This window comes from Streptomyces sp. NPDC090994, assembly GCF_044768905.1.
GTDB lineage: Bacteria > Actinomycetota > Actinomycetes > Streptomycetales > Streptomycetaceae > Streptomyces.
Window position 1 is genome coordinate 271986 of record NZ_JBIVWS010000006.1, and the last position, 18941, is coordinate 290926.

Genomic DNA, 18941 nt, shown 5'->3' on the forward strand with positions numbered 1-18941 from the left:
CGCTTACCTGCGTACTGCCTACCTGGTACTGCTTACTGATCGTATCCACGCGCGGGTCGATCGGCTGGTTCCCCCTTGCGGCCCGGTCGAAGGGTGTCGACTGCCTCTCGGAGTTCCCGCTGGAGCTCCTCTTCGAACGCCGCGGGACGCGCTGTCGCGCGTACTCCTGCCCAGGATCGTAGAGCCGCTCGACGACCAGTGTCCCGCACCGGGCTGTGGACCCGGCCCGCGCACAGGGGGACGGGCCGGACCGGTACGAGGTTGATACGTGAACGGCTTCCCGCCGGGACGTGCCCCGGGGGTGGCGACGGGGGCCGGGAAAGGGATGTGAATCCACCCCGGCCAGCGTGCTAATGTTCTGCATGTCGGAAGGCGCCGGGCCGCGGGAAACGGGGCAAGGAGCCGGAGGACACACCCAATGCGCGGGTGGCGGAATAGGCAGACGCGCTGGATTCAGGTTCCAGTGCCCGCAAGGGCGTGGGGGTTCAACTCCCCCCTCGCGCACCAGACGGAAGCCCCGTAGGTCTCGGACCTACGGGGCTTCCGCGTTGTGCGTTCCCGTGCGTTCTCCGTGTGTCCGTGCCGCTGTGAGGAAGGTCTCAGTGCGCGGGCGCCGGCCGGGCGGGGCGGGGGGTAGCTTCGAGGCGCGTCGCCGGCGGTGTGCGGGCGGTGCGCGGGCGTGCGCCGGAGCAGGGCGTACGGGCCGCGACGTACGGGCGAGGGAGGCGACCGGATGACCGGGCTGTCGGCCGGGACGGATGGGGGGCGGATACCGGTCGTGCCGGGGTTCGCCCGGTGCTCCGGGGGTGGTTCCCGGGCCGAGAGCGGGGCCGGGAGCGGGGGCGGGGCCGGTGACTGGGGCGGTGCCGCGAAGGCCGAGGGGAAGGCGCTGCGGCGGATCGTGCCGCGGTCCGCGCACGCGACGCTCGACCTGGACGCCGGGCGGCCCGACGCGGTGCGCGCGGTCGAGGAGTCCAGCCGGGGCCGCATACCGGAACTGACCCCGATACGGGTGGGGCGCATGGCGGCCACCCCCTTCGCGTTCCTGCGCGGCGCGGCCGGTCTGATGGCCCACGACCTGGCGCGGACGCCGATGACCCGGATCCTGGCGCAGATCTGCGGAGACGCGCACGCGGCCAACTTCGGCCTGTACGGCGACGCCCGGGGCGGGCTGGTCATCGACCTGAACGACTTCGACGAGACGGTCCACGGACCCTGGGAGTGGGACCTGAAGCGGCTGGCGGCGTCGCTGGTGCTGGCGGGGCGGGAGACCGGGGCCGACGAGGACACCTGCCGGCGGGCCGCGTGGGACGCGGCGGGCGCGTACCGGCGCACGATGCGGCTGCTGGCCCGGCTGCCCGTGCTGGACGCCTGGAACGCCATCGCCGACGAGGCGCTGGTCTCCCACACCGACGCCCACGATCTGCTGGGCACGCTGGAGCGGGTCGCGGAGAAGGCGCGGCACAACACCAGCGGGAGGTTCGCGGCCCGGTCGACCGAGGCGACCGAGGACGGCGGGCGGCGGTTCGTGGACGCCCCGCCGGTGCTGCGGCGGGTGCCGGACGCGGAGGCGGCGATGGTGGCGGCGGCGCTGGAGGAGTACCTGACGACGCTGCCGGAGGACCGGCTTCCGCTGCTGGCCCGGTACGCGGTGCACGACGTGGCGTTCCGGGTGGTCGGCACGGGCAGCGTCGGGACCCGGTCGTACGTGGTGCTGCTCCTCGACCACCGGGGCGAGCCGCTGGTGCTCCAGGTCAAGGAGGCCCGGCCCTCCGCGCTGGTGCCGCATCTGGCGGCGGCCGGCTTCGAGGTGCCCAAAGCGGTCCACGAGGGGCGGCGGGTGGTGCTGGGGCAGAAGCGGATGCAGGTCGTCAGCGACATCCTGCTGGGCTGGACGACGGTGGACGGACGGCCGTTCCAGGTACGGCAGTTCCGCAACCGCAAGGGCAGCGTGGACGCGACCGCGCTCGCCGCCGACCAGGTCGACGACTACGCGCGGATGACCGGCGCGCTGCTGGCCCGCGCCCACGCGCACAGCGCCGACCCGCGCCGGGTGGCCGGGTACTGCGGCAAGAACGAGGAGCTGGACGAGGCGGTGGCCGCGTTCGCCGTCGCCTACGCCGACCGCACGGAGGCCGACCACGCGGAGCTGGTGGCGGCGGTGCGGGCGGGACGGGTCGCCGCCGAGCCGGGGGTGTGAGAGCCGTGCCGGGTGGCCGGGCGCGGGGGCGGACCCCGCCCGGCCGGGGCAGGGCCTAGGGTGGGCGTGTGACGACCCCGGAAGCTGAGCAAAGCGGTGCCGCGCGGCCCGAGGAACGGCTGGAGAAGGCCGTACGGGCCGCCGAGCAGGCGCTCATCGAGTACGAGATCGCGGTGGAGACCTTCCGGGTGGAGGTCGACAACTTCTCCCGGCTGCACCACCAGCGGCTCGGCCCGGTCTACGCCCGCCTCGACGAGCTGGAGGCGCGGATCCTGGAGGCGAAGGCCGCGCGCAGCGGTGACGCGGAGGACCAGCGGCTCGCCCACGAGGCGCGGGCCCGGCTGATGCCGCTGCCGGGGGTCGAGGAACTGCTGCACGGCTGGATGGACGGGGACGGGCTGTTCCCGGAGGCCACGGCGATGCTCACCGGGCAGGAGGTACGGCCCCCGCAGCGGGTGCGGCCCAGCGAGGAGGCCCGCAAGCTCTACCGCGAGCTGGCCCGCCGGGCCCACCCCGACCTGGCGCAGGAGGAGGGCGAGCGGGCCCGGCGCGAGGAGTTCATCACCCGGGTCAACGCCGCCTACGCCCGCGGTGACGCGGCCGAGCTGCGGCGGCTGGCCGAGGAGTGGGACGCGGGGCCGAAGGAGGAGCGGGGTCCGAGTCCCGCCGAGGAGCTGTACGCCCGGCTGGAGTGGCTGGCCGAGCGCAAGGAACTGCTCACGCGGGTCGCGAACGAGCTGGAGCAGAGCGCGATCGGCGGGATGCTGCGGCTGGCCCCGGACGATCCCGACAAGCTGCTGGAGGAGATCGCCGAGCAGCTGACCGCGCAGGTGGCCGAGCGGGAGGCGGAGCTGGCCGCGCTGCTGGGGCAGGCCGCGCCGGACGCGGGTTCCGGTAGCGTCGGAGCATGAGTTTCGGAGCTGGTGTGCCCACGGTCGAGGTCACGGACCTGAAGGACGACGACTTCCTGCTGGACGTCCGCGAGGACGACGAGTGGCGGGCGGGTCACGCCGAAGGGGCACTGCACATCCCGATCAGCGAGTTCGTCGCCCGGTACGGGGAGCTGGCCGAGGCGGCGCCCGAGGGCGGGCGGGTCCATGTGATCTGCCGGTCCGGCGGGCGGTCGGCGCAGGTCACCATGTATCTGGCGCAGCAGGGCATCGACGCGGTGAACGTCGACGGCGGCATGCAGGTGTGGGCCGCGGCGGGCCGTCCGGTGGTGACGGACTCGGGCGAGCCGGGGCACGTGATCTGAGGGCGGCCGTCCTGCTCCGGGGTGGGTGAGGGTCGGCTTCCGGGTTGGTTCCGGGGCGGGTGCGGGTGGTTTCCGGGTTGGTTCCGGGGCGGGTGCGGGTGGTTTCCGGGTTCGTTCCGGGGCGGGTGCGGGTCGGCTTCCGGTTCGGCTTCCGTTGGGCTTCCGGGTCCGTACGGCTGCGGGGTGCGCTTCCCGCTGAGTACCGTTCGCGTGCGCGTCCCGCCGAGAGGGGCGCGCGACGACGGACGCCGGATGCGGGAGCGGGGGCTGGATGGACGCGTACGACACGGGGCCCGATGCCCGGCACGGACCGGCCGACGGCGACGCTGTCCGTACCGGGGACGCTGTCCGTACCGGGGACGCCGTCCGTACCGGGGTCGCCGGGCTCTCGCCGCGCTACCAGGTCGGCGCGGCCCTCGCGCTGGCGGTCGTCGCCGCCGTGGTCTCGGTCCACCTCGGCATGACGTTCCTGCACGTCGCCCCGTCCAACACGGTCACCAAGCAGCACGGCGAGGTGATCGAGGAGTGGATCTACCCGGAGTTCGAGCAGAACTGGAAGCTGTTCGCGCCCAATCCGCTCCAGCAGAACATCTCCGTCCAGGTCCGCGCCGAGCTGAGCACGGCGGACGGCGGGGTCCGCACCACCGGCTGGTACGACCTGTCCGCGGCGGACGGCCGGGCCATCGACGGCAACCCGCTGCCGAGCCACACCCAGCAGAACGAGCTGCGCCGCGCCTGGGACTTCTACGTCGCCACCCATGACTCCGACGACCGCCCGGTGGGGCTGCGCGGGGCGCTGTCCGAGACGTATCTGCGGCGCATCGCCGTGCTGCGCCTGGACCGGGCGGGTGCGGCCCGGCCGGGCGAGGTCCTGGACCTGGTGCAGTACCGCTCGCTGACCCGCGCGGTGCCGCCGCCGGACTGGAGCGGCGAGCGGGTATCCGACCGGGCCGAGCGGCGTGAACTGCCCTGGTGGCCGGTGCCCCGCCGCGAGGCGGAAGGGGGCGTGGCGTGAACCGCGTCGCCCTGGCGGTCTCCCGGGGCATCGCCCGGGTCACCGAGGCCGCCCTCGGCCCGTACCAGACGGCGGTGATCCGGATCGGGTTCGGCGCCACCTGGCTGCTGTTCCTGCTGCGGGAGCTCCCGCACCGCCATGAGCTGTACGGGCCCGACGGGCCGTGGAGCTGGGGCCTCGCCCGGCAGCTGACCGCGGACAACGGCGCGTTCACGGCGCTGATGTGGTCCGACGGCCGGCTGTGGTTCGAGGCGGTCTACGGGCTGTCGGTGCTGGCGAGCGTCCTGCTGGTGCTGGGATGGCGGACCCGGACCGTGTCGGTGCTGTTCATGGCCGGGGTGCTGTCGCTGCAGAACCGCAGCGTCTTCGTCGGTGACGGCGGCGACAACGTGCTGCACCTGATGAGCGTCTACCTCGTCTTCACGCGCTGCGGGCAGGTGTGGTCGCTGGACGCGCGCCGGGCGCGGCGGGTGGCACAGGCGCGGGCGCGCGGGGAGCGGGCCGCGGACCGGACCGGGGTGGTGCTGTGGGCCGGGCTCGGGCTGGTGCTGGCCGTGGTGACGCCGGCGGGCCGGTTCGGCGGTGCCGAGTGGCTGGTGCCGGCGCTGCTGTGGGGTGTGTGGCTGGGCCAGGCGCTGTGGTGGGCCGTGGGGCGGTGGGCGACCGGCGGTGAGCCGCGCATCCTGCTCGACGTGATCGCCAACATCGTGCACAACGGGGCGCTTCTGGTGATCATGGCGGAGGCGTGTCTGATCTACGCGACCGCCGGCTGGTACAAGGTGCAGGGCTCGCGCTGGCAGGACGGCACCGCCGTCTACTACCCCCTGCAACTGGAGTACTTCTCGCCCTGGCCGCAGCTCGCCGGCCCGCTGGCGGCCAGCGGCACCCTGGTGATGCTCATCACCTACGGAACGGTCATCGTGCAGGTCGCGTTCCCGTTCACGCTGTTCAACCGGCGGGTCAAGAACGTGCTGCTGGCCGCCATGATGGTTGAGCACGCGGTGATCGCCGTGGTGCTCGGGCTGCCGTTCTTCTCCCTGGCGATGATCGTGACCGACGCGGTGTTCCTGCCGACGGCGTTCCTGCGGCGGCTGGGCGGGGCGGCGGCGCGGACGCGGGGGCGGGTGCGGGGGCGGACGCGGCTCGGGCGGCTGGTGCGGCGCCGGGGCGGGAGCGCGGTGGTGCCGGCCCAGCGCGTTCCGGAGGACGCCGGACCGACGCGCGTGGGCACGTAGGCTTCGGCGCATGTCCGACCCGACCGGCTCGACCGGCCCGACAGTCCCGACGACCGGCGACCCCCTGCGTGCCTGGCGTCGTCTCGCCGGCGGCTGTGTCCTGCTCGACGGCTTCCACGCCCTCAAGCACGCGCTGCGCTTCGGAGCGGAGGTCCCGGTGGCGGTCACCGCCGACCGGGAAGCGGCGCTCGCGCTCGCCGACGAGCTGGCTCCGGACGTACGGGAGCGGCTGGCCGGCCTGCTCGCCGAGGTCACGCCGGCGGCGTACGCCTCGCTCGTGCCGCGTCCGCACCCCACCGCCGTGGCCGCCCTGGCGGTACGTCCCGCGCGGGAGGCGGCCCTGCGGCGGCTGGCGCACACCCCGCGCACGGCGCCCGTCGTGGTCCTCGACAACCCGCGCAACCTCGGCAACGCGGGGGCGGTGATCCGGCTGGCCGCCGGGTCCGGGGCGACCGGCGTGGTCACCACGGGCACCCTCGACCCCTGGCACCCCACCGTGGTGCGCGGCGGGGCTGGGCTGCACTTCGCGACCGTCGTGGAGCGGCTGGCCGTACCCGACCTGCCACCGGGCCCGGTGTTCGCGCTGGACCCGGAGGGCGAGGACATCCGCGGGCTGAAGCTCCCCGACGACGCGCTGCTCGCCTTCGGGTCCGAACGCAGCGGTCTGTCCGGCGAGCTGCGGGCGCGGGCCGATCACCTGGTGGCGCTGCCGATGCGTCCCCAGGTCTCCAGCTACAACCTCGCGACCAGCGTGGCGATGACGCTGTACCACTGGAGCGCGGGGCAGCTGTCCTAGGCCCATGTCCCAGGCCCATGTCCTAGGCCCATGTCCTAGGACGGCCGGCGCACCTCGATGATCCGGAAGCGGTTCGCGACGAACGCGCCGTCCGTGAGGGCCGCGTTGGCCGCCGGGTTGCCGCCCGAGCCGTGGAGGTCGGAGAAGGCGGCCGTCTGGTTGACGTACACCCCGCCGGTGAGGTTGAGGGAGAGCTGCGCGGCCTCCTCCAGGCAGACCTGCTCGACCGTGCGCTCGACCTCGGGGTCGGTGGTGTAGGCGCCGACGGTCATGGCGCCCTTCTCCCGGATGCCCCGGCGCAGCAGTTCGGTGGCCTCGGCCGCCGAGTCGACGGCTACCGCGAAGGAGACCGGGCCGAAGCACTCGCTCAGGTACGCCGCTTCGTCCCAGTGCTTGCGCGCGCCGTCCAGCTTGACGATCACCGGGGTGCGGACGACGGCGTCGGGGAAGTCGGGGTGGGGCACCGCGCGGGAGGCGAGGGCGACTTCGCCGAGCTGGGCGGCGGCCTCCAGGCGGGCCTTGACGTCCGGGTTGACGATCGCGCCGAGCAGCGCGTTCGCCCGCGCGTCGTCGCCGAGGAGGCCGTCGACGGCGGCGGCGAGGTCGGCGGTCACCTCGTCGTAGGACTTGGGGCCCTGGTCGGTGCGGATGCCGTCGCGGGGGATCAGCAGGTTCTGCGGGGTGGTGCACATCTGCCCGCTGTAGAGGGAGAGGGAGAAGGCGAGGTTGGCGAGCATGCCGCGGTAGTCGTCGGTGGACTCGACGACGACCGCGTTGACGCCGGCCTTCTCGGTGAAGACCTGGGCCTGGCGGGCGTGGGTCTCCAGCCAGTCGCCGAAGGCGGTGGAGCCGGTGTAGTCGATGATCCGGATCTCGGGGCGGGTGGCGAGGGTCTTGGCCAGGCCCTCGCCGGGGGCCTCGGCGGCCAGCGCGACCAGGTTCGCGTCGAAACCGGCCGCGGTGAGCACCTCGCGGGCGGCGGCCACGGTGAGGGCGAGCGGCAGCACCGCGCGCGGGTGCGGTTTGACGAGGACCGCGTTGCCGGTGGCGAGGGAGGCGAACAGGCCCGGATAGCCGTTCCACGTCGGGAAGGTGTTGCAGCCGACGACCAGGCCGATGCCGCGCGGGACGGCGGTGAAGCTCTTGGTGAGCGTCAGCGGGTCGCGCTTGCCCTGGGGCTTGGTCCACTCCGCGGCGGCGGGCACGCGGGTCTGCTCCGCGTAGGCGTAGGCCACCGCCTCCAGGCCGCGGTCCTGCGCGTGCGGGCCGCCCGCCTGGAACGCCATCAGGTACGCCTGGCCGGAGGTGTGCATCACCGCGTGCGCGAACTCGTGCGACCGGTCGCTGATCCGCTTGAGGATCTCCAGGCAGACCGCGGCGCGCGCTTCGGCGCCCGCGTCCCGCCAGGCCGCCTGTCCGGCCGTCATGGCGGGCAGCAGTACGTCGATGTCGGCGTGCGGGTAGGTGACGCCCAGCTCGATGCCGTACGGGGAGACCTCGCCGCCCACCCAGGCGTCGGTGCCGGGCTGGCCGAGGTCGAGGCGGGTGCCGAGCAGGGCGTCGAAGGCGGCCTTGCCCGCTGCCGGGTCGAGGCTGCCGTTCTCCCCGTACGCCTTGGGGTGCTCGGGGTGCGGGGACCAGTACGCGCGCGTGCGGATCGCTTCCAGGGCCTGGTCGAGGGTGGGCCGGTGCCTGGCGATCAGGGTCTGAGCGTCGAGTTCGGCGGGCATGCGGGACCAACTCCTCGTCTGCGGGCTCCTCGTCGAGTCCGCGGCCTGGGCGAAACCTGGGCGGGAACAGCCGGACAGGGCTAGAGTAACCGAACGATCGGTCGGGACAAGGGGGTCCGCCGCATCTGTGGACAACCGCGTGCGGGAGGATCGCGCCCATGACAGCACTCGACCTCAACAGCCCCGTGGCCGTCGTCGGCGCCGGCACCATGGGCCAGGGCATCGCCCAGGTCGCACTGGTGGCGGGCCATCCCGTACGGCTGTACGACACCGTTCCCGGGCGGGCCCGGGAAGCGGTCGGCGCGATCGGCGCCCGGCTCGGCCGGCTGGTGGAGAAAGAGCGGCTCACGGTGGGTGAGCGGGACGCGGCCCGCAGCCGGCTGGCGGCCGTCGAGGACCTGGCCGGGCTGGGCGGCTGCGCGCTGGTGGCGGAGGCGGTGGTGGAGCGGCTGGAGGTCAAGCAGGAGCTGCTGCGCGCCCTGGAGGACGTCGTCGGCGACGACTGTCTGTTCGCCACCAACACCTCCTCCCTGTCCGTCACCGCCATCGGCGGCGCCCTGCGCGTGCCGGGCCGTCTCGTCGGCCTGCACTTCTTCAACCCGGCGCCGCTGCTGCCGCTGGTGGAGGTGGTCTCCGGGTCCGCCACCGACGGGTCGTCCGCCACGCGCGCGTACGACACCGCCCGCGCCTGGGGCAAGACGCCGGTCGCCTGCGCCGACACCCCGGGCTTCCTCGTCAACCGGATCGCCCGGCCCTTCTACACCGAGGCGTTCGCCGTGTACGAGTCGCGGGGCGCCGACCCGGCCACCGTCGACGCGGTGCTGCGCGAGTGCGGCGGCTTCCGGATGGGCGCCTTCGAACTGACCGACCTGATCGGGCAGGACGTCAACGAGTCCGTCACGCACTCCGTGTGGCGGTCCTTCTTCCAGGACGCGCGCTTCGCCCCGTCGCTCGCCCAGCGCCGCCTGGTCGAGTCCGGCCGCCTGGGCCGCAAGAGCGGACGGGGCTGGTACGACTATCGGGACGGCGCCGAGCGGCCCGAGCCGCACACCGCCGCACCGGCCGGCCCGCCCCCGTACCTCGTCGTGCACGGCGACCTGGGCGGTCCGGCCGCCGAGCTGGTCGCGATGGTGCGGGAGGCGGGCATCGAGGTGCGGGAGGCGGGCGCCGAGGTGCGCGAGGCGGGCATCGACGACGTGCGGGAGGCGGGCGCCGAGGTGCGGGAGGGCGGGGAGCCGGGCGGCGCGCGGCTGGTCCTGCCCGGCGGCGGTGACCTGCGCCTGGCCGACGGACGGACCTGCGCGGAGTCCGGCGACGCCGTCCGCTTCGACCTCGCCCTCGACTACCGCCGGGCCACCCGGGTCGCCCTCTCCACCGGCCCGGGCACCCGGCCCGCGACCCTGCGGGAGGCCACCGGCCTCTTCCAGGCCCTCGGCAAGAAGGTCAGCGTCATCGGGGACGTCCCCGGCATGATCGTCGCGCGTACCGTGGCGCGGATCATCGACCTGGCCCACGAGGCGGTCGCGAAGGGCGTGGCCACCGCGGAGGACGTCGACACGGCCATGCGGCTGGGCGTCAACTACCCCGCCGGGCCCTTCGAGTGGGAGCGCTCGCTCGGCCCGCGCTGGGCGCACGACCTGCTCTCCGCACTGCACCTGCGCGACCCCTCCGGCCGCTGCGCGCCGTCCCTGGCGCTGTACCTGCACGCCCACGCCTCCGACCAGCGGGAGGACCGCCCCTCATGACCACCGCCAAGCGCGACACGTACACCCCGGAGAGCCTGCTCTCCGTCGCGGTGCGGGTCTTCAACGACCGCGGCTACGACGGCACCTCCATGGAGCACCTGTCCAAGGCGGCCGGCATCTCCAAGTCGTCGATCTACCACCACGTCTCCGGCAAGGAGGAGCTGCTGCGCCGGGCGGTCAGCCGGGCCCTGGACGGTCTCTTCGGCATCCTCGACGAGGAGCACGCGCGCGTGGGGCCCGCCGCCGGGCGGCTGGAGCACGTCGTACGGCGCATGGTCGAGGTGCTCATAGCCGAGCTGCCCTACGTGACGCTGCTGCTGCGGGTGCGCGGCAACACCGCCACCGAGCGGTGGGCGCTGGAGCGGCGGCGCGACTTCGACCACCGGGTCGCCGAACTGCTGAAGGCGGCGGCGACCGAGGGGGACATACGGGACGACTTGGACGGACGGCTGGCGACCCGGCTGGTCTTCGGGATGATCAACTCGATCGTCGAGTGGTACCGGCCCGACGGGCGGGGCGCGGGCGAGCGCGAGGTCGCCGACGCGGTGGTGCGGCTGGTGTTCGGGGGGCTGCGGGAGGTGCGGTGACCGCCGTGCGCCGTGCGCCGGGTCAGGGGCGGGGGCGGGGCTCCAGGTCCTGTTCCTCGAAGACCAGCAGGGTGCGGGTGCTGAGCACCTGGGGGATCGCCTGGATACGGGTCAGGACCAGCTCGCGCAGGGCCCTGTTGTCGGGCGTGTGCACCAGCAGCAGGACGTCGAAGTCACCGCCCACCAGGGCGATGTGGGCGGCCCCGGGCAGCTCGCGGAGCTGTTCGCGCACCGCGCGCCAGGTGTTCTGCACGATCTTCAGGGTGATGTACGCCGATGTGCCCTGACCGGCGCGTTCGTGGTCGACGCGGGCGCTGAAACCGCGGATGACGCCGTCCTCGACGAGCCGGTTGATCCGCGCGTAGGCGTTGGCCCGCGAGACGTGGACCCGTTCGGCGACCGACCGTATCGAGGCGCGGCCGTCGGCCTGGAGGATGCGCAGGATGTCCTGGTCGATGGCGTCCAGGGGGCGCGGGGGCGGCGGGGCGGGGTCGCGGGTGGTGTCGCGGGCGGGGTTGGGGGTGGTTGTGGGGGTGGGGGTGGTTGTGGGGGCGGGGTCGCGCGTGGGGGGCGTCGTGGCGGGGGTGGCTGTGGCGTTGGCGTCCCGCCGGGCGGGGATCGCGGTGGTGGCGGCGTCCCGGGCGGAGGCGGTCGTGGCGGGGGTGTCCGGGCCGGGACGGTCCGGGCCGGGGGTGTCCTCCGGGAGATCGGCCATTTGTTCAGCTGCCATCTGCCCCCGCCTCTCTACCATGGACGTACTGCGTCCATCTCAGGCTGTGCAGAACCGTTTGTCCACAGCCCCGGGGCCGCTGTAGCCAAAATGTGCCGGCGACCGAACAATCGGTAGGTGAGACCCGTCACACCCGTGGCGGTGCCGCGAACCACTCCCACGAGGAGGTGCCGTCATGACGGTCACGGAGCAGCGGGGCGCGTACCGGCCCGCTCCGCCGCCCGCCTGGCAGCCCCGCACGGACCCCGCGCCGCTGCTGCCCGACGCCGAGCCGTACCGCGTCCTCGGCACCGACGCGGCCGACCGGACCGACCCCGGGCTGCTGCGGACCCTGCACACCTGGCTGGTGGCCGGCCGGCGGTACAACGCGCAGGCCACGGCCCTCACCAAGCAGGGCCGGCTCGCCGTCTACCCCTCCAGCACGGGGCAGGAGGCCTGCGAGATCGCCGCCGCGCTGGTGCTCCAGGACCGCGACTGGCTCTTCCCCAGCTACCGCGACACGCTCGCCGTCATCGCCCGCGGCGTCGACCCCGTCCAGGCGCTCACGCTGCTGCGCGGCGACTGGCACACCGGCTACGACCCCTACGAGCACCGGGTCGCCCCGCTCTCCACGCCGCTCGCCACCCAGCTCCCGCACGCCGTCGGCCTCGCGCACGCCGCCCGCCTCAAGGGCGACGACGTGGTCGCGCTCGCCATGGTCGGCGACGGCGGCACCAGCGAGGGCGACTTCCACGAGGCGCTGAACTTCGCCGCCGTGCAGCGCGCGCCCGTCGTCTTCCTCGTCCAGAACAACGGCTTCGCGATCTCCGTCCCGCTCGCCAAGCAGACCGCGGCCCCGTCGCTGGCCCACAAGGCCGTCGGCTACGGCATGCCCGGCCGCCTGGTCGACGGCAACGACGCCGCAGCCGTCCACGAGGTACTCTCCGACGCCGTACGGCACGCGCGCGAGGGCGGCGGCCCGGTCCTGGTGGAGGCGATCACGTACCGCTTGGACGCCCACACCAACGCCGACGACGCGACCCGCTACCGCGGCGACGCCGAGGTCGCCACCTGGCGCGGGCACGACCCCGTCGACCTCCTGGAGCGCGAGCTGACCCGGCGCGGACTGCTCGACGAGGACACCGTCCGGGCCGCCCGCGAGGACGCCGAGGCGCTCGCCGCCGGCCTGCGCGCCCGGATGCACCAGGACCCGCGGCCGGACCCCATGGACCTGTTCGCCCACGTCTACGCCGAACCGACCCCGCAACTGCGCGAGCAACGGGAGCGACTGCGGGCGGAGCTGGAGGCGGAGGGGGAGGTGGATGCCGTGGCGGAGCCGGATGCCGTGGCGCAAGCGCACGCCGCGGCCGGGGCGGGGCCGGAAGGGGCGGGGCGATGACCACCGTCGCCGCCCGGCCGGCCACCATGGCCCAGGCCCTCACCCGCGCGCTGCGCGACGCCATGGCCGCCGACCCGGCCGTCCACGTCCTGGGCGAGGACGTCGGCACGCTCGGCGGCGTCTTCCGGGTCACCGACGGACTCGCGAAGGAGTTCGGCGAGGACCGCTGCACGGACACGCCGCTCGCCGAGGCCGGCATCCTCGGCACCGCCGTCGGCATGGCGATGTACGGGCTGCGCCCGGTGGTGGAGATGCAGTTCGACGCCTTCGCCTACCCGGCGTTCGAGCAGCTCGTCTCCCACGTGGCCCGGATGCGCAACCGCACGCGCGGGACGATGCCCCTCCCGCTCACCGTCCGCATCCCCTACGGCGGCGGCATCGGCGGCGTCGAGCACCACAGCGACTCCTCCGAGGCGTACTACCTGGCCACCCCCGGCCTGCACGTCGTCACGCCCGCGACCGTCGCCGACGCCTACGGGCTGCTGCGCGCCGCCGTCGCCTCCGACGACCCGGTGGTCTTCCTGGAGCCCAAGCGCCTGTACTGGTCCAAGGACGCCTGGAACCCCGAGGAGCCGGCACCCGTTGAACCGATAGGCCGCGCGGTGGTGCGGCGCTCGGGGCGGAGCGCCACGCTCATCACGTACGGACCGTCCCTGCCCGTCTGCCTGGAGGCGGCGGAGGCGGCCCGGGCCGAGGGCTGGGACCTCGAAGTCGTCGACCTGCGCTCGCTGGTGCCGTTCGACGACGAGACGGTGTGCGCCTCGGTGCGGCGGACGGGACGCGCGGTCGTCGTCCACGAGTCGGGCTCCTTCGGCGGCCCGGGCGGGGAGATCGCGGCCCGGGTCACCGAGCGCTGCTTCCACCACCTGGAAGCGCCGGTGCTGCGGGTGGCCGGGTTCGACATCCCGTACCCGCCGCCGATGCTGGAGCGCCACCACCTGCCCGGGGTGGACCGTGTCCTGGACGCGGTGGCGCGTCTGCAATGGGAGGCCGAGAGCTGATGGCAGCACAGGTGCGGGAGTTCAGGCTCCCCGACCTCGGTGAGGGGCTCACCGGGGCGGAGATCGTGCGCTGGATGGTCGAGGTCGGTGACGTCGTCGCCGTCGACCAGCCGGTCGTCGAGGTCGAGACGGCCAAGGCGATGGTGGAGGTGCCCTGCCCCTACGGCGGGACCGTCACCGAGCGCTTCGGCGAAGAGGGCACGGAAGTGCCGGTGGGGGCGCCGTTGCTGACGGTGGCCGACGGTGACCTCGGCGGTGACGGGGGTGACGGCGGCGGTGCGCGTGAGGGGGCGCGGGTCGGAGCCGGTGCCGCTTCCCGTGCGGGTGCTGGTGAGGGTACGGAAGACGGCGCCGGGGGTGCGGGCGGGCGGGACGAAGGCTCGGGCAATGTGCTCGTGGGGTACGGGACGGCGCGGGCGCCCGCGCGGCGGCGCCGGGTGCGGACCGGGGAGCCGGTGTCCGTGGGCGGACCTCCGGACCGGGTGAACGGCCGGACGGTGGACGCCGAGCGGGCCGAGGGGCCGGTGCCGGTCATCTCCCCTCTGGTGCGCCGGCTGGCCCGGCAGAACGGTCTGGACCTGCGCGAGCTGTCCGGTTCGGGCCCGGACGGGCTGATCCTGCGCGCCGACGTGGAGTACGCGCTGCGCGCCGCCGCCGCGCAGGGCCGTACGGTGGCGGCGCGCGGTGAGCCGGACGTACGCGCGGCACAGGCCCCCGCCCGGCCGGAGACCGGTCCCGCGGACGGTCACCGCGTGCCGCTCAAGGGCGTCCGCGGCGCCGTCGCCGACAAGCTCACCCGCAGCCGGCGCGAGATACCGGACGCGACCGTCTGGGTGGACGCCGACGCCACCGAGCTGACCCGGGCGCGCGCCGCGATGAACGCGGCCGGGGAGCCGAAGATCTCCCTGCTCGCCCTGCTGGCCCGGATCTGCACCGCCGCTCTCGCCCGCTTCCCCGAGCTGAACGCCACCGTCGACACCCAGGCCCGGGAGATCGTCCGGCTCGACCGCGTCCACCTGGGCTTCGCCGCGCAGACCGACCGGGGCCTGGTGGTGCCGGTGGTCCGCGACGCGCACACCCGGGACGCCGAGTCCCTCACCGCCGAGCTGGCCCGGCTGACCGAGGCCGCCCGGGCCGGCACCCTGGCCCCCGCCGATGTCACCGGCTCCACCTTCACGCTGAACAACTACGGCGTGTACGGCGTCGACGGCTCCACCCCGATCCTCAACCACCCCGAGGCCGCCATGCTCGGTGTCGGCCGGATCGCGGCCAAACCCTGGGTGCACGAAGGGGAACTGGCGGTGCGCCAGGTCGTCCAGCTGTCGCTCACCTTCGATCACCGGGTGTGCGACGGCGGCACGGCGGGCGGCTTCCTGCGGTACGTCGCGGACTGCGTGGAGCAGCCGGCGGTGCTGCTGCGCACACTCTGACCGCGGTCCCCGCCGGTCCCTGCCGTATCCCCGCCGTATCCCCGCCGTATCCCTGCCGGGGGCTCCCCCTGCGTTCCCTGTGATCTCCCCGGCACGCATACTCGGGGGGTGAGCGCGTACGAGTCCTCCGGCGGCCCCGGCGGCGTCCCCGGGGCGGGGGCCGCCCCCGTCGTCCACGACGCCGTCGTGCTGGCCGGCGGTGCCGCCCGGCGGCTCGGCGGCGCCGACAAGCCCGGCGTCCGGGTCGGCGGGCGCGCGCTGCTCGACCGGGTGCTGACCGCCTGCGCCGGAGCCTCGGCCACCGTGGTCGTCGCCGCCCCGCGGCCGACCGTACGGCCCGTCGTGTGGGCCCGTGAGGATCCGCCCGGCGGCGGACCGGTCGCCGCGCTCGCGGCGGGGCTGGGCCGTACGACGGCGGAGTACGTCGTCGTGCTCTCGGCCGACCTGCCGTTCCTCGACGGGGCGACCGTGGACGCCCTGCTGACGGCTCTCGCCGAGGCGCCCGCCACCGCCGAGGGCGCGCTGCTCACCGACGCCGACGGGCGTGACCAGCCGCTCGTCGCCGCGTACCGGGCGTCCGCGCTCCGCCGAGAACTGGCCGCCTTGGCCGCCGCGCACGCAGGGCTCACCGGGCTGCCCCTGCGCCGGCTGACCGGGGGGCTGCGACTCGTTCGCGTCCCCGGTCCCGTCGCGTCCTTCGACTGCGACACCTGGGACGACATCGCCACCGCTAGGGCACGCATCAGGGAGCATGGTCACGTGTTGGATGAATGGATTTCCGCCGCCAAGGACGAACTGGGCATCGATCTCGACGTCGACACCGCCGTCCTGCTCGACCTGGCCCGCGACGCCGCCCACGGCGTGGCCCGGCCCGCCGCCCCGCTGACCACCTTCCTCGTCGGCTACGCGGCCGCACGGGCCGGTGGCGGGCCGGAAGCCGTCGCCGAGGCCGCCCGCAAGGCCGCGGCGTTGGCCCTGCGCTGGGAGGAGGAAAGCGCCTCCGGGACGTCGGCCCCGCCCTCGGGCGCGGGCGCGGCCGACGCCGCCCCCGGCAGCCGTCCGGACGCCGGATGACCGCCCGCTCCGGCGGGACGGGGCTGGACGCCGAGGACCTCGATGTCGAGGAGGCACTCGCCCTCGTGAGCGACAGCCGCGGTCCCGTTTCCGACGATCACGATCATGATCACGGCCGCGGACCCGTACGCGGGCCTCGGCGGCAGGACCGCCGAGCCGGTGAGCGAGCCGGTGAGCGGGACGACGCGCGGGACGACGCGCGGGCTGAGGAGCGGGTCGACCACTGGGACGAGTACCAGGCCGACCCCGGTGGCGACGACCAGGCGGGCCGGACCGGCCTCGGCGGCGACGACCGCAGCGGCCACCGCGGCGACGACCGCGCCGACCACACGGCCGACTCCCGCCGGGCTCCCCGCCGAGACGCCCCCCGCCGAGACGCCCCCCACCGAGACGCCCCCCACCGAGACGATCCCCACCGAGATGCCCCCCGCCCGGCCCCCCGCCGGGACGGCTCACGCCACCACGCCACCCCCTGGCCCGACGCGCGGAGGAGCGCCGAGCGGGCCGGCCGGGGCGGGGCCTCCGCCGCCGGCCGGCCGACGGTCTCCGTCCCCGTCGACGCGGCCCTCGGGCTCACCCTGGCCGCGCCCCTCGCGGCCCTCACCGATCTGCCCTCCTTCGACACCTCGGCGATGGACGGCTGGGCGGTCGCGGGACCCGGCCCCTGGACCGTGCGCGAGGAGGGCGTCCTCGCGGGCCACGCCGGGCAGCCGCTCCTCGCCGACGGCGAGGCCGTACGGATCGCGACCGGTGCCCGGGTCCCCGCCGGCACCACGGGCGTGCTCCGCAGCGAACACGGCCGTACCGACCCGCAGAACCGCCTGCACGCCACCCGTGCGGTCGTGCACGGCCAGGACATCCGCCCGCGCGGCCAGGAATGCGGCCGCGGTGATCAACTCCTGTCGGCCGGTGTCCTGGTGACCCCGCCGGTGCTGGGACTGGCCGCGGCGGCCGGGTACGACACGCTGACCGTGGTGCCCCGCCCCCGCGTCGAGGTCCTGGTCCTCGGCGACGAACTGCTCACCGAGGGGCTGCCGCACGACGGCCTCATCCGCGACGCGCTCGGTCCGATGCTGCCCTCCTGGCTGCGGGCACTGGGCGCCGAGGTGACCGCGGTGCGCCGGCTCGGCGACGACGCCGGGGCCCTGCACCGGGCGGTCACCGCCTCCGACGCCGACCTCGTCGTGACGACCGGCGGGACCGCCGGGGGCCCGGTCGACCACGTCCACCCCACGCTGCGCCGGGTCGGCGCCGAACTCCTGGTGGACGGCGTCCAGGTGAGGCCCGGTCACCCCATGCTGCTGGCGCGGACCGGGGAGGAGCAGCACCTCGTGGGGCTGCCCGGCAACCCGCTCGCCGCCGTCTCCGGGTTGCTCACGCTCGTCGAGCCCCTGCTGCGGGCCCTGACGGCCCGCCCGGCCCCGGAGCCGTACGCCCTGCCGCTGCGCGGTGAGGCGCACGGCCACCCGCACGACACCCGGCTCGTCCCCGTGGTCCTGCGGGGCGACGGGGCCGTGCCGCTGCACTACAACGGACCGGCCATGCTGCGGGGGATCGCGGCCGCCGACGCCCTGGCGGTCGTACCGCCGGGCGGGGTGCGGCCGGGTCAGGAGGCCGAGGTGCTCTCGCTGCCCTGGGCCACCGGCGGAATCGGAGTGTGTTTCACGTGAAACTTCCCGGCCAGGACGCGATCGCGCGCCAGGCGGACGAACACCTCGTGACCCATAAGGTGAGGCTCCCGAGAAAGCTGGTGGAACACCCGTTCCGCCAGGTCGGGAAGCGGCTCTCCTGGGCCCTGATCGTCCTGGTGGCGACCGCGTTCATCGTGTGGGCCGACAGCGACGGCTACAACGACAACTCCGACGGTTCCGTCGATCTCCTCGACTCGTTCTACTACGCGACCGTCACCCTCTCCACCACCGGGTACGGCGACATCACACCGGTCAGTGACGCCGCCCGGCTGACCAACATCTTCGTCATCACGCCCCTGCGCGTGCTGTTCCTGATCATCCTGGTCGGCACCACGCTGGAAGCCCTCACCGAACGCACCCGGGAGGAATGGCGACTGAACCGCTGGAGGTCCACCTTGCGCGATCACACCGTCGTCGTCGGCTTCGGCACGAAGGGCAGGTCGGCGGTCCGTACCGTCTGCGCGACGGGGCTGCGGAAGGAACAGGTGGTGGTGGTCGATCCGAGCGGCAAGGCGATCGAGGCCGCCACGGCCGACGGCTTCGCCGGGGTGATAGGCGATGCCACCCGCAGCGAGGTGCTCAAGCGGGCCGAGGTGCACCGGGCACGGCAGATCATCATCGCGACCCAGCGCGACGACACGGCGGTGCTGGTGGCGCTGACGGCCCGGCAGCTCAACAAGGGCGCCAAGATCGTGGCCGCGGTCCGCGAGGAGGAGAACGCGCCGCTGCTGAAGCAGTCCGGCGCCGACGCCGTGATCACCAGCGCCAGCGCCGCCGGCCGGCTGCTCGGGCTCTCCGTGCTCAGCCCCGCCGCCGGCATGGTGATGGAGGACCTCATCAGCCAGGGCAGCGGTCTCGACATCGTGGAGCGGCCCGTCATAAAGGCCGAGGTGGGCAGGGGACCGAGGGAGGTCGACGACCTGGTGGTGAGCGTCCTGCGCGGACACCGGGTGCTCGGGTACGACGACCCCGCCGTCGGTGGGCTGGAACTCACGGACCGGCTGATCACGATCGTCCGGGCGACGCCCAGCACTCAGGTCGCGCCGGACACCCGTCCCCTGCCCAGGGACTGAC

General features: G+C 74.6%; 16 protein-coding genes and 1 tRNA gene. 15 read left to right on the forward strand and 2 right to left on the reverse strand.

Going from position 1 to position 18941, the window contains the following annotated elements:
* Window positions 1-420: 420 nt before the first annotated feature.
* The 7 genes from ACIQR3_RS16280 (at window position 421) to ACIQR3_RS16310 (ending at window position 6501) form a co-directional block, all read left to right on the forward strand.
* Window positions 421-507 (forward strand) — tRNA-Leu (locus tag ACIQR3_RS16280).
* Window positions 508-733: 226 nt separating this feature from the next.
* Entirely contained in the window at window positions 734-2200 is a 1467-nt protein-coding gene (locus ACIQR3_RS16285) for a DUF2252 domain-containing protein (RefSeq protein WP_403538945.1), read from the forward strand.
* A gap of 68 nt (window positions 2201-2268) precedes the next feature.
* Window positions 2269-3111, forward strand: a complete 843-nt coding sequence (locus ACIQR3_RS16290; protein WP_403538947.1) for a hypothetical protein — start codon at window positions 2269-2271, stop codon at window positions 3109-3111.
* A gap of 14 nt (window positions 3112-3125) precedes the next feature.
* Window positions 3126-3455, forward strand: a complete 330-nt coding sequence (locus tag ACIQR3_RS16295) for a rhodanese-like domain-containing protein (protein ID WP_215170458.1) — start codon at window positions 3126-3128, stop codon at window positions 3453-3455.
* A gap of 271 nt (window positions 3456-3726) precedes the next feature.
* Window positions 3727-4470 (forward strand): DUF5819 family protein, encoded by a 744-nt coding sequence (locus ACIQR3_RS16300; protein WP_403538950.1) that lies wholly within the window; start codon window positions 3727-3729, stop codon window positions 4468-4470.
* Window positions 4467-5705, forward strand: coding sequence for an HTTM domain-containing protein (locus ACIQR3_RS16305; RefSeq protein WP_403538953.1), 1239 nt, complete (start codon window positions 4467-4469; stop codon window positions 5703-5705). Before ACIQR3_RS16300 ends, ACIQR3_RS16305 begins: the two co-directional genes overlap by 4 nt.
* 10 nt (window positions 5706-5715) lie before the next feature.
* Window positions 5716-6501, forward strand: a complete 786-nt coding sequence (locus ACIQR3_RS16310; protein ID WP_403538956.1) for a TrmH family RNA methyltransferase — start codon at window positions 5716-5718, stop codon at window positions 6499-6501.
* Between the two features lie 35 nt (window positions 6502-6536).
* Here ACIQR3_RS16310 and paaN read toward each other — a convergent pair whose 3' ends face one another.
* Window positions 6537-8231, reverse strand: a complete 1695-nt coding sequence (gene paaN, locus ACIQR3_RS16315) for a phenylacetic acid degradation protein PaaN (protein WP_403538959.1) — start codon at window positions 8229-8231, stop codon at window positions 6537-6539.
* A 158-nt stretch (window positions 8232-8389) separates the two neighbouring features.
* Between paaN and ACIQR3_RS16320 the strand changes: the two genes are divergently transcribed.
* Both ACIQR3_RS16320 and ACIQR3_RS16325 read left to right on the forward strand, forming a co-directional pair.
* A complete protein-coding gene (locus tag ACIQR3_RS16320; RefSeq protein WP_403538961.1) occupies window positions 8390-9976 on the forward strand; it encodes a 3-hydroxyacyl-CoA dehydrogenase in 1587 nt (528 codons plus the stop codon).
* Window positions 9973-10563 (forward strand): TetR/AcrR family transcriptional regulator, encoded by a 591-nt coding sequence (locus ACIQR3_RS16325; protein WP_403538963.1) that lies wholly within the window; start codon window positions 9973-9975, stop codon window positions 10561-10563. Before ACIQR3_RS16320 ends, ACIQR3_RS16325 begins: the two co-directional genes overlap by 4 nt.
* Before the next feature lie 22 nt (window positions 10564-10585).
* Here the strand turns inward: ACIQR3_RS16325 and ACIQR3_RS16330 are convergent, their stop codons facing one another.
* Complete coding sequence (locus ACIQR3_RS16330; protein ID WP_403538966.1) at window positions 10586-11293, reverse strand: Lrp/AsnC family transcriptional regulator; 708 nt, start codon at window positions 11291-11293, stop codon at window positions 10586-10588.
* A 175-nt stretch (window positions 11294-11468) separates the two neighbouring features.
* On the opposite strand from ACIQR3_RS16330, the gene pdhA reads away from it, so the two are divergent.
* The 6 genes from pdhA to ACIQR3_RS16360 all read left to right on the forward strand — a co-directional run bounded on the left by pdhA (window position 11469) and on the right by ACIQR3_RS16360 (window position 18940).
* Complete coding sequence (gene pdhA, locus ACIQR3_RS16335) at window positions 11469-12671, forward strand: pyruvate dehydrogenase (acetyl-transferring) E1 component subunit alpha (RefSeq protein WP_403538969.1); 1203 nt, start codon at window positions 11469-11471, stop codon at window positions 12669-12671.
* Complete coding sequence (locus tag ACIQR3_RS16340) at window positions 12668-13672, forward strand: alpha-ketoacid dehydrogenase subunit beta (protein ID WP_403538971.1); 1005 nt, start codon at window positions 12668-12670, stop codon at window positions 13670-13672. The genes pdhA and ACIQR3_RS16340 overlap by 4 nt, the downstream gene beginning before the upstream one ends.
* On the forward strand, window positions 13672-15102 hold the full coding sequence (locus ACIQR3_RS16345; RefSeq protein ID WP_403538974.1) for a dihydrolipoamide acetyltransferase family protein: 1431 nt from the start codon (window positions 13672-13674) through the stop codon (window positions 15100-15102). Before ACIQR3_RS16340 ends, ACIQR3_RS16345 begins: the two co-directional genes overlap by 1 nt.
* Before the next feature lie 108 nt (window positions 15103-15210).
* On the forward strand, window positions 15211-16176 hold the full coding sequence (locus tag ACIQR3_RS16350; protein WP_403538977.1) for an NTP transferase domain-containing protein: 966 nt from the start codon (window positions 15211-15213) through the stop codon (window positions 16174-16176).
* The gene (locus ACIQR3_RS16355) at window positions 16173-17846 is read left to right on the forward strand and encodes a molybdopterin molybdotransferase MoeA (RefSeq protein ID WP_403538979.1); all 1674 of its coding nucleotides are present in this window, start codon (window positions 16173-16175) and stop codon (window positions 17844-17846) included. Before ACIQR3_RS16350 ends, ACIQR3_RS16355 begins: the two co-directional genes overlap by 4 nt.
* Complete coding sequence (locus tag ACIQR3_RS16360) at window positions 17843-18940, forward strand: potassium channel family protein (RefSeq protein WP_403538981.1); 1098 nt, start codon at window positions 17843-17845, stop codon at window positions 18938-18940. Before ACIQR3_RS16355 ends, ACIQR3_RS16360 begins: the two co-directional genes overlap by 4 nt.
* Window position 18941 lies beyond the last annotated feature (1 nt).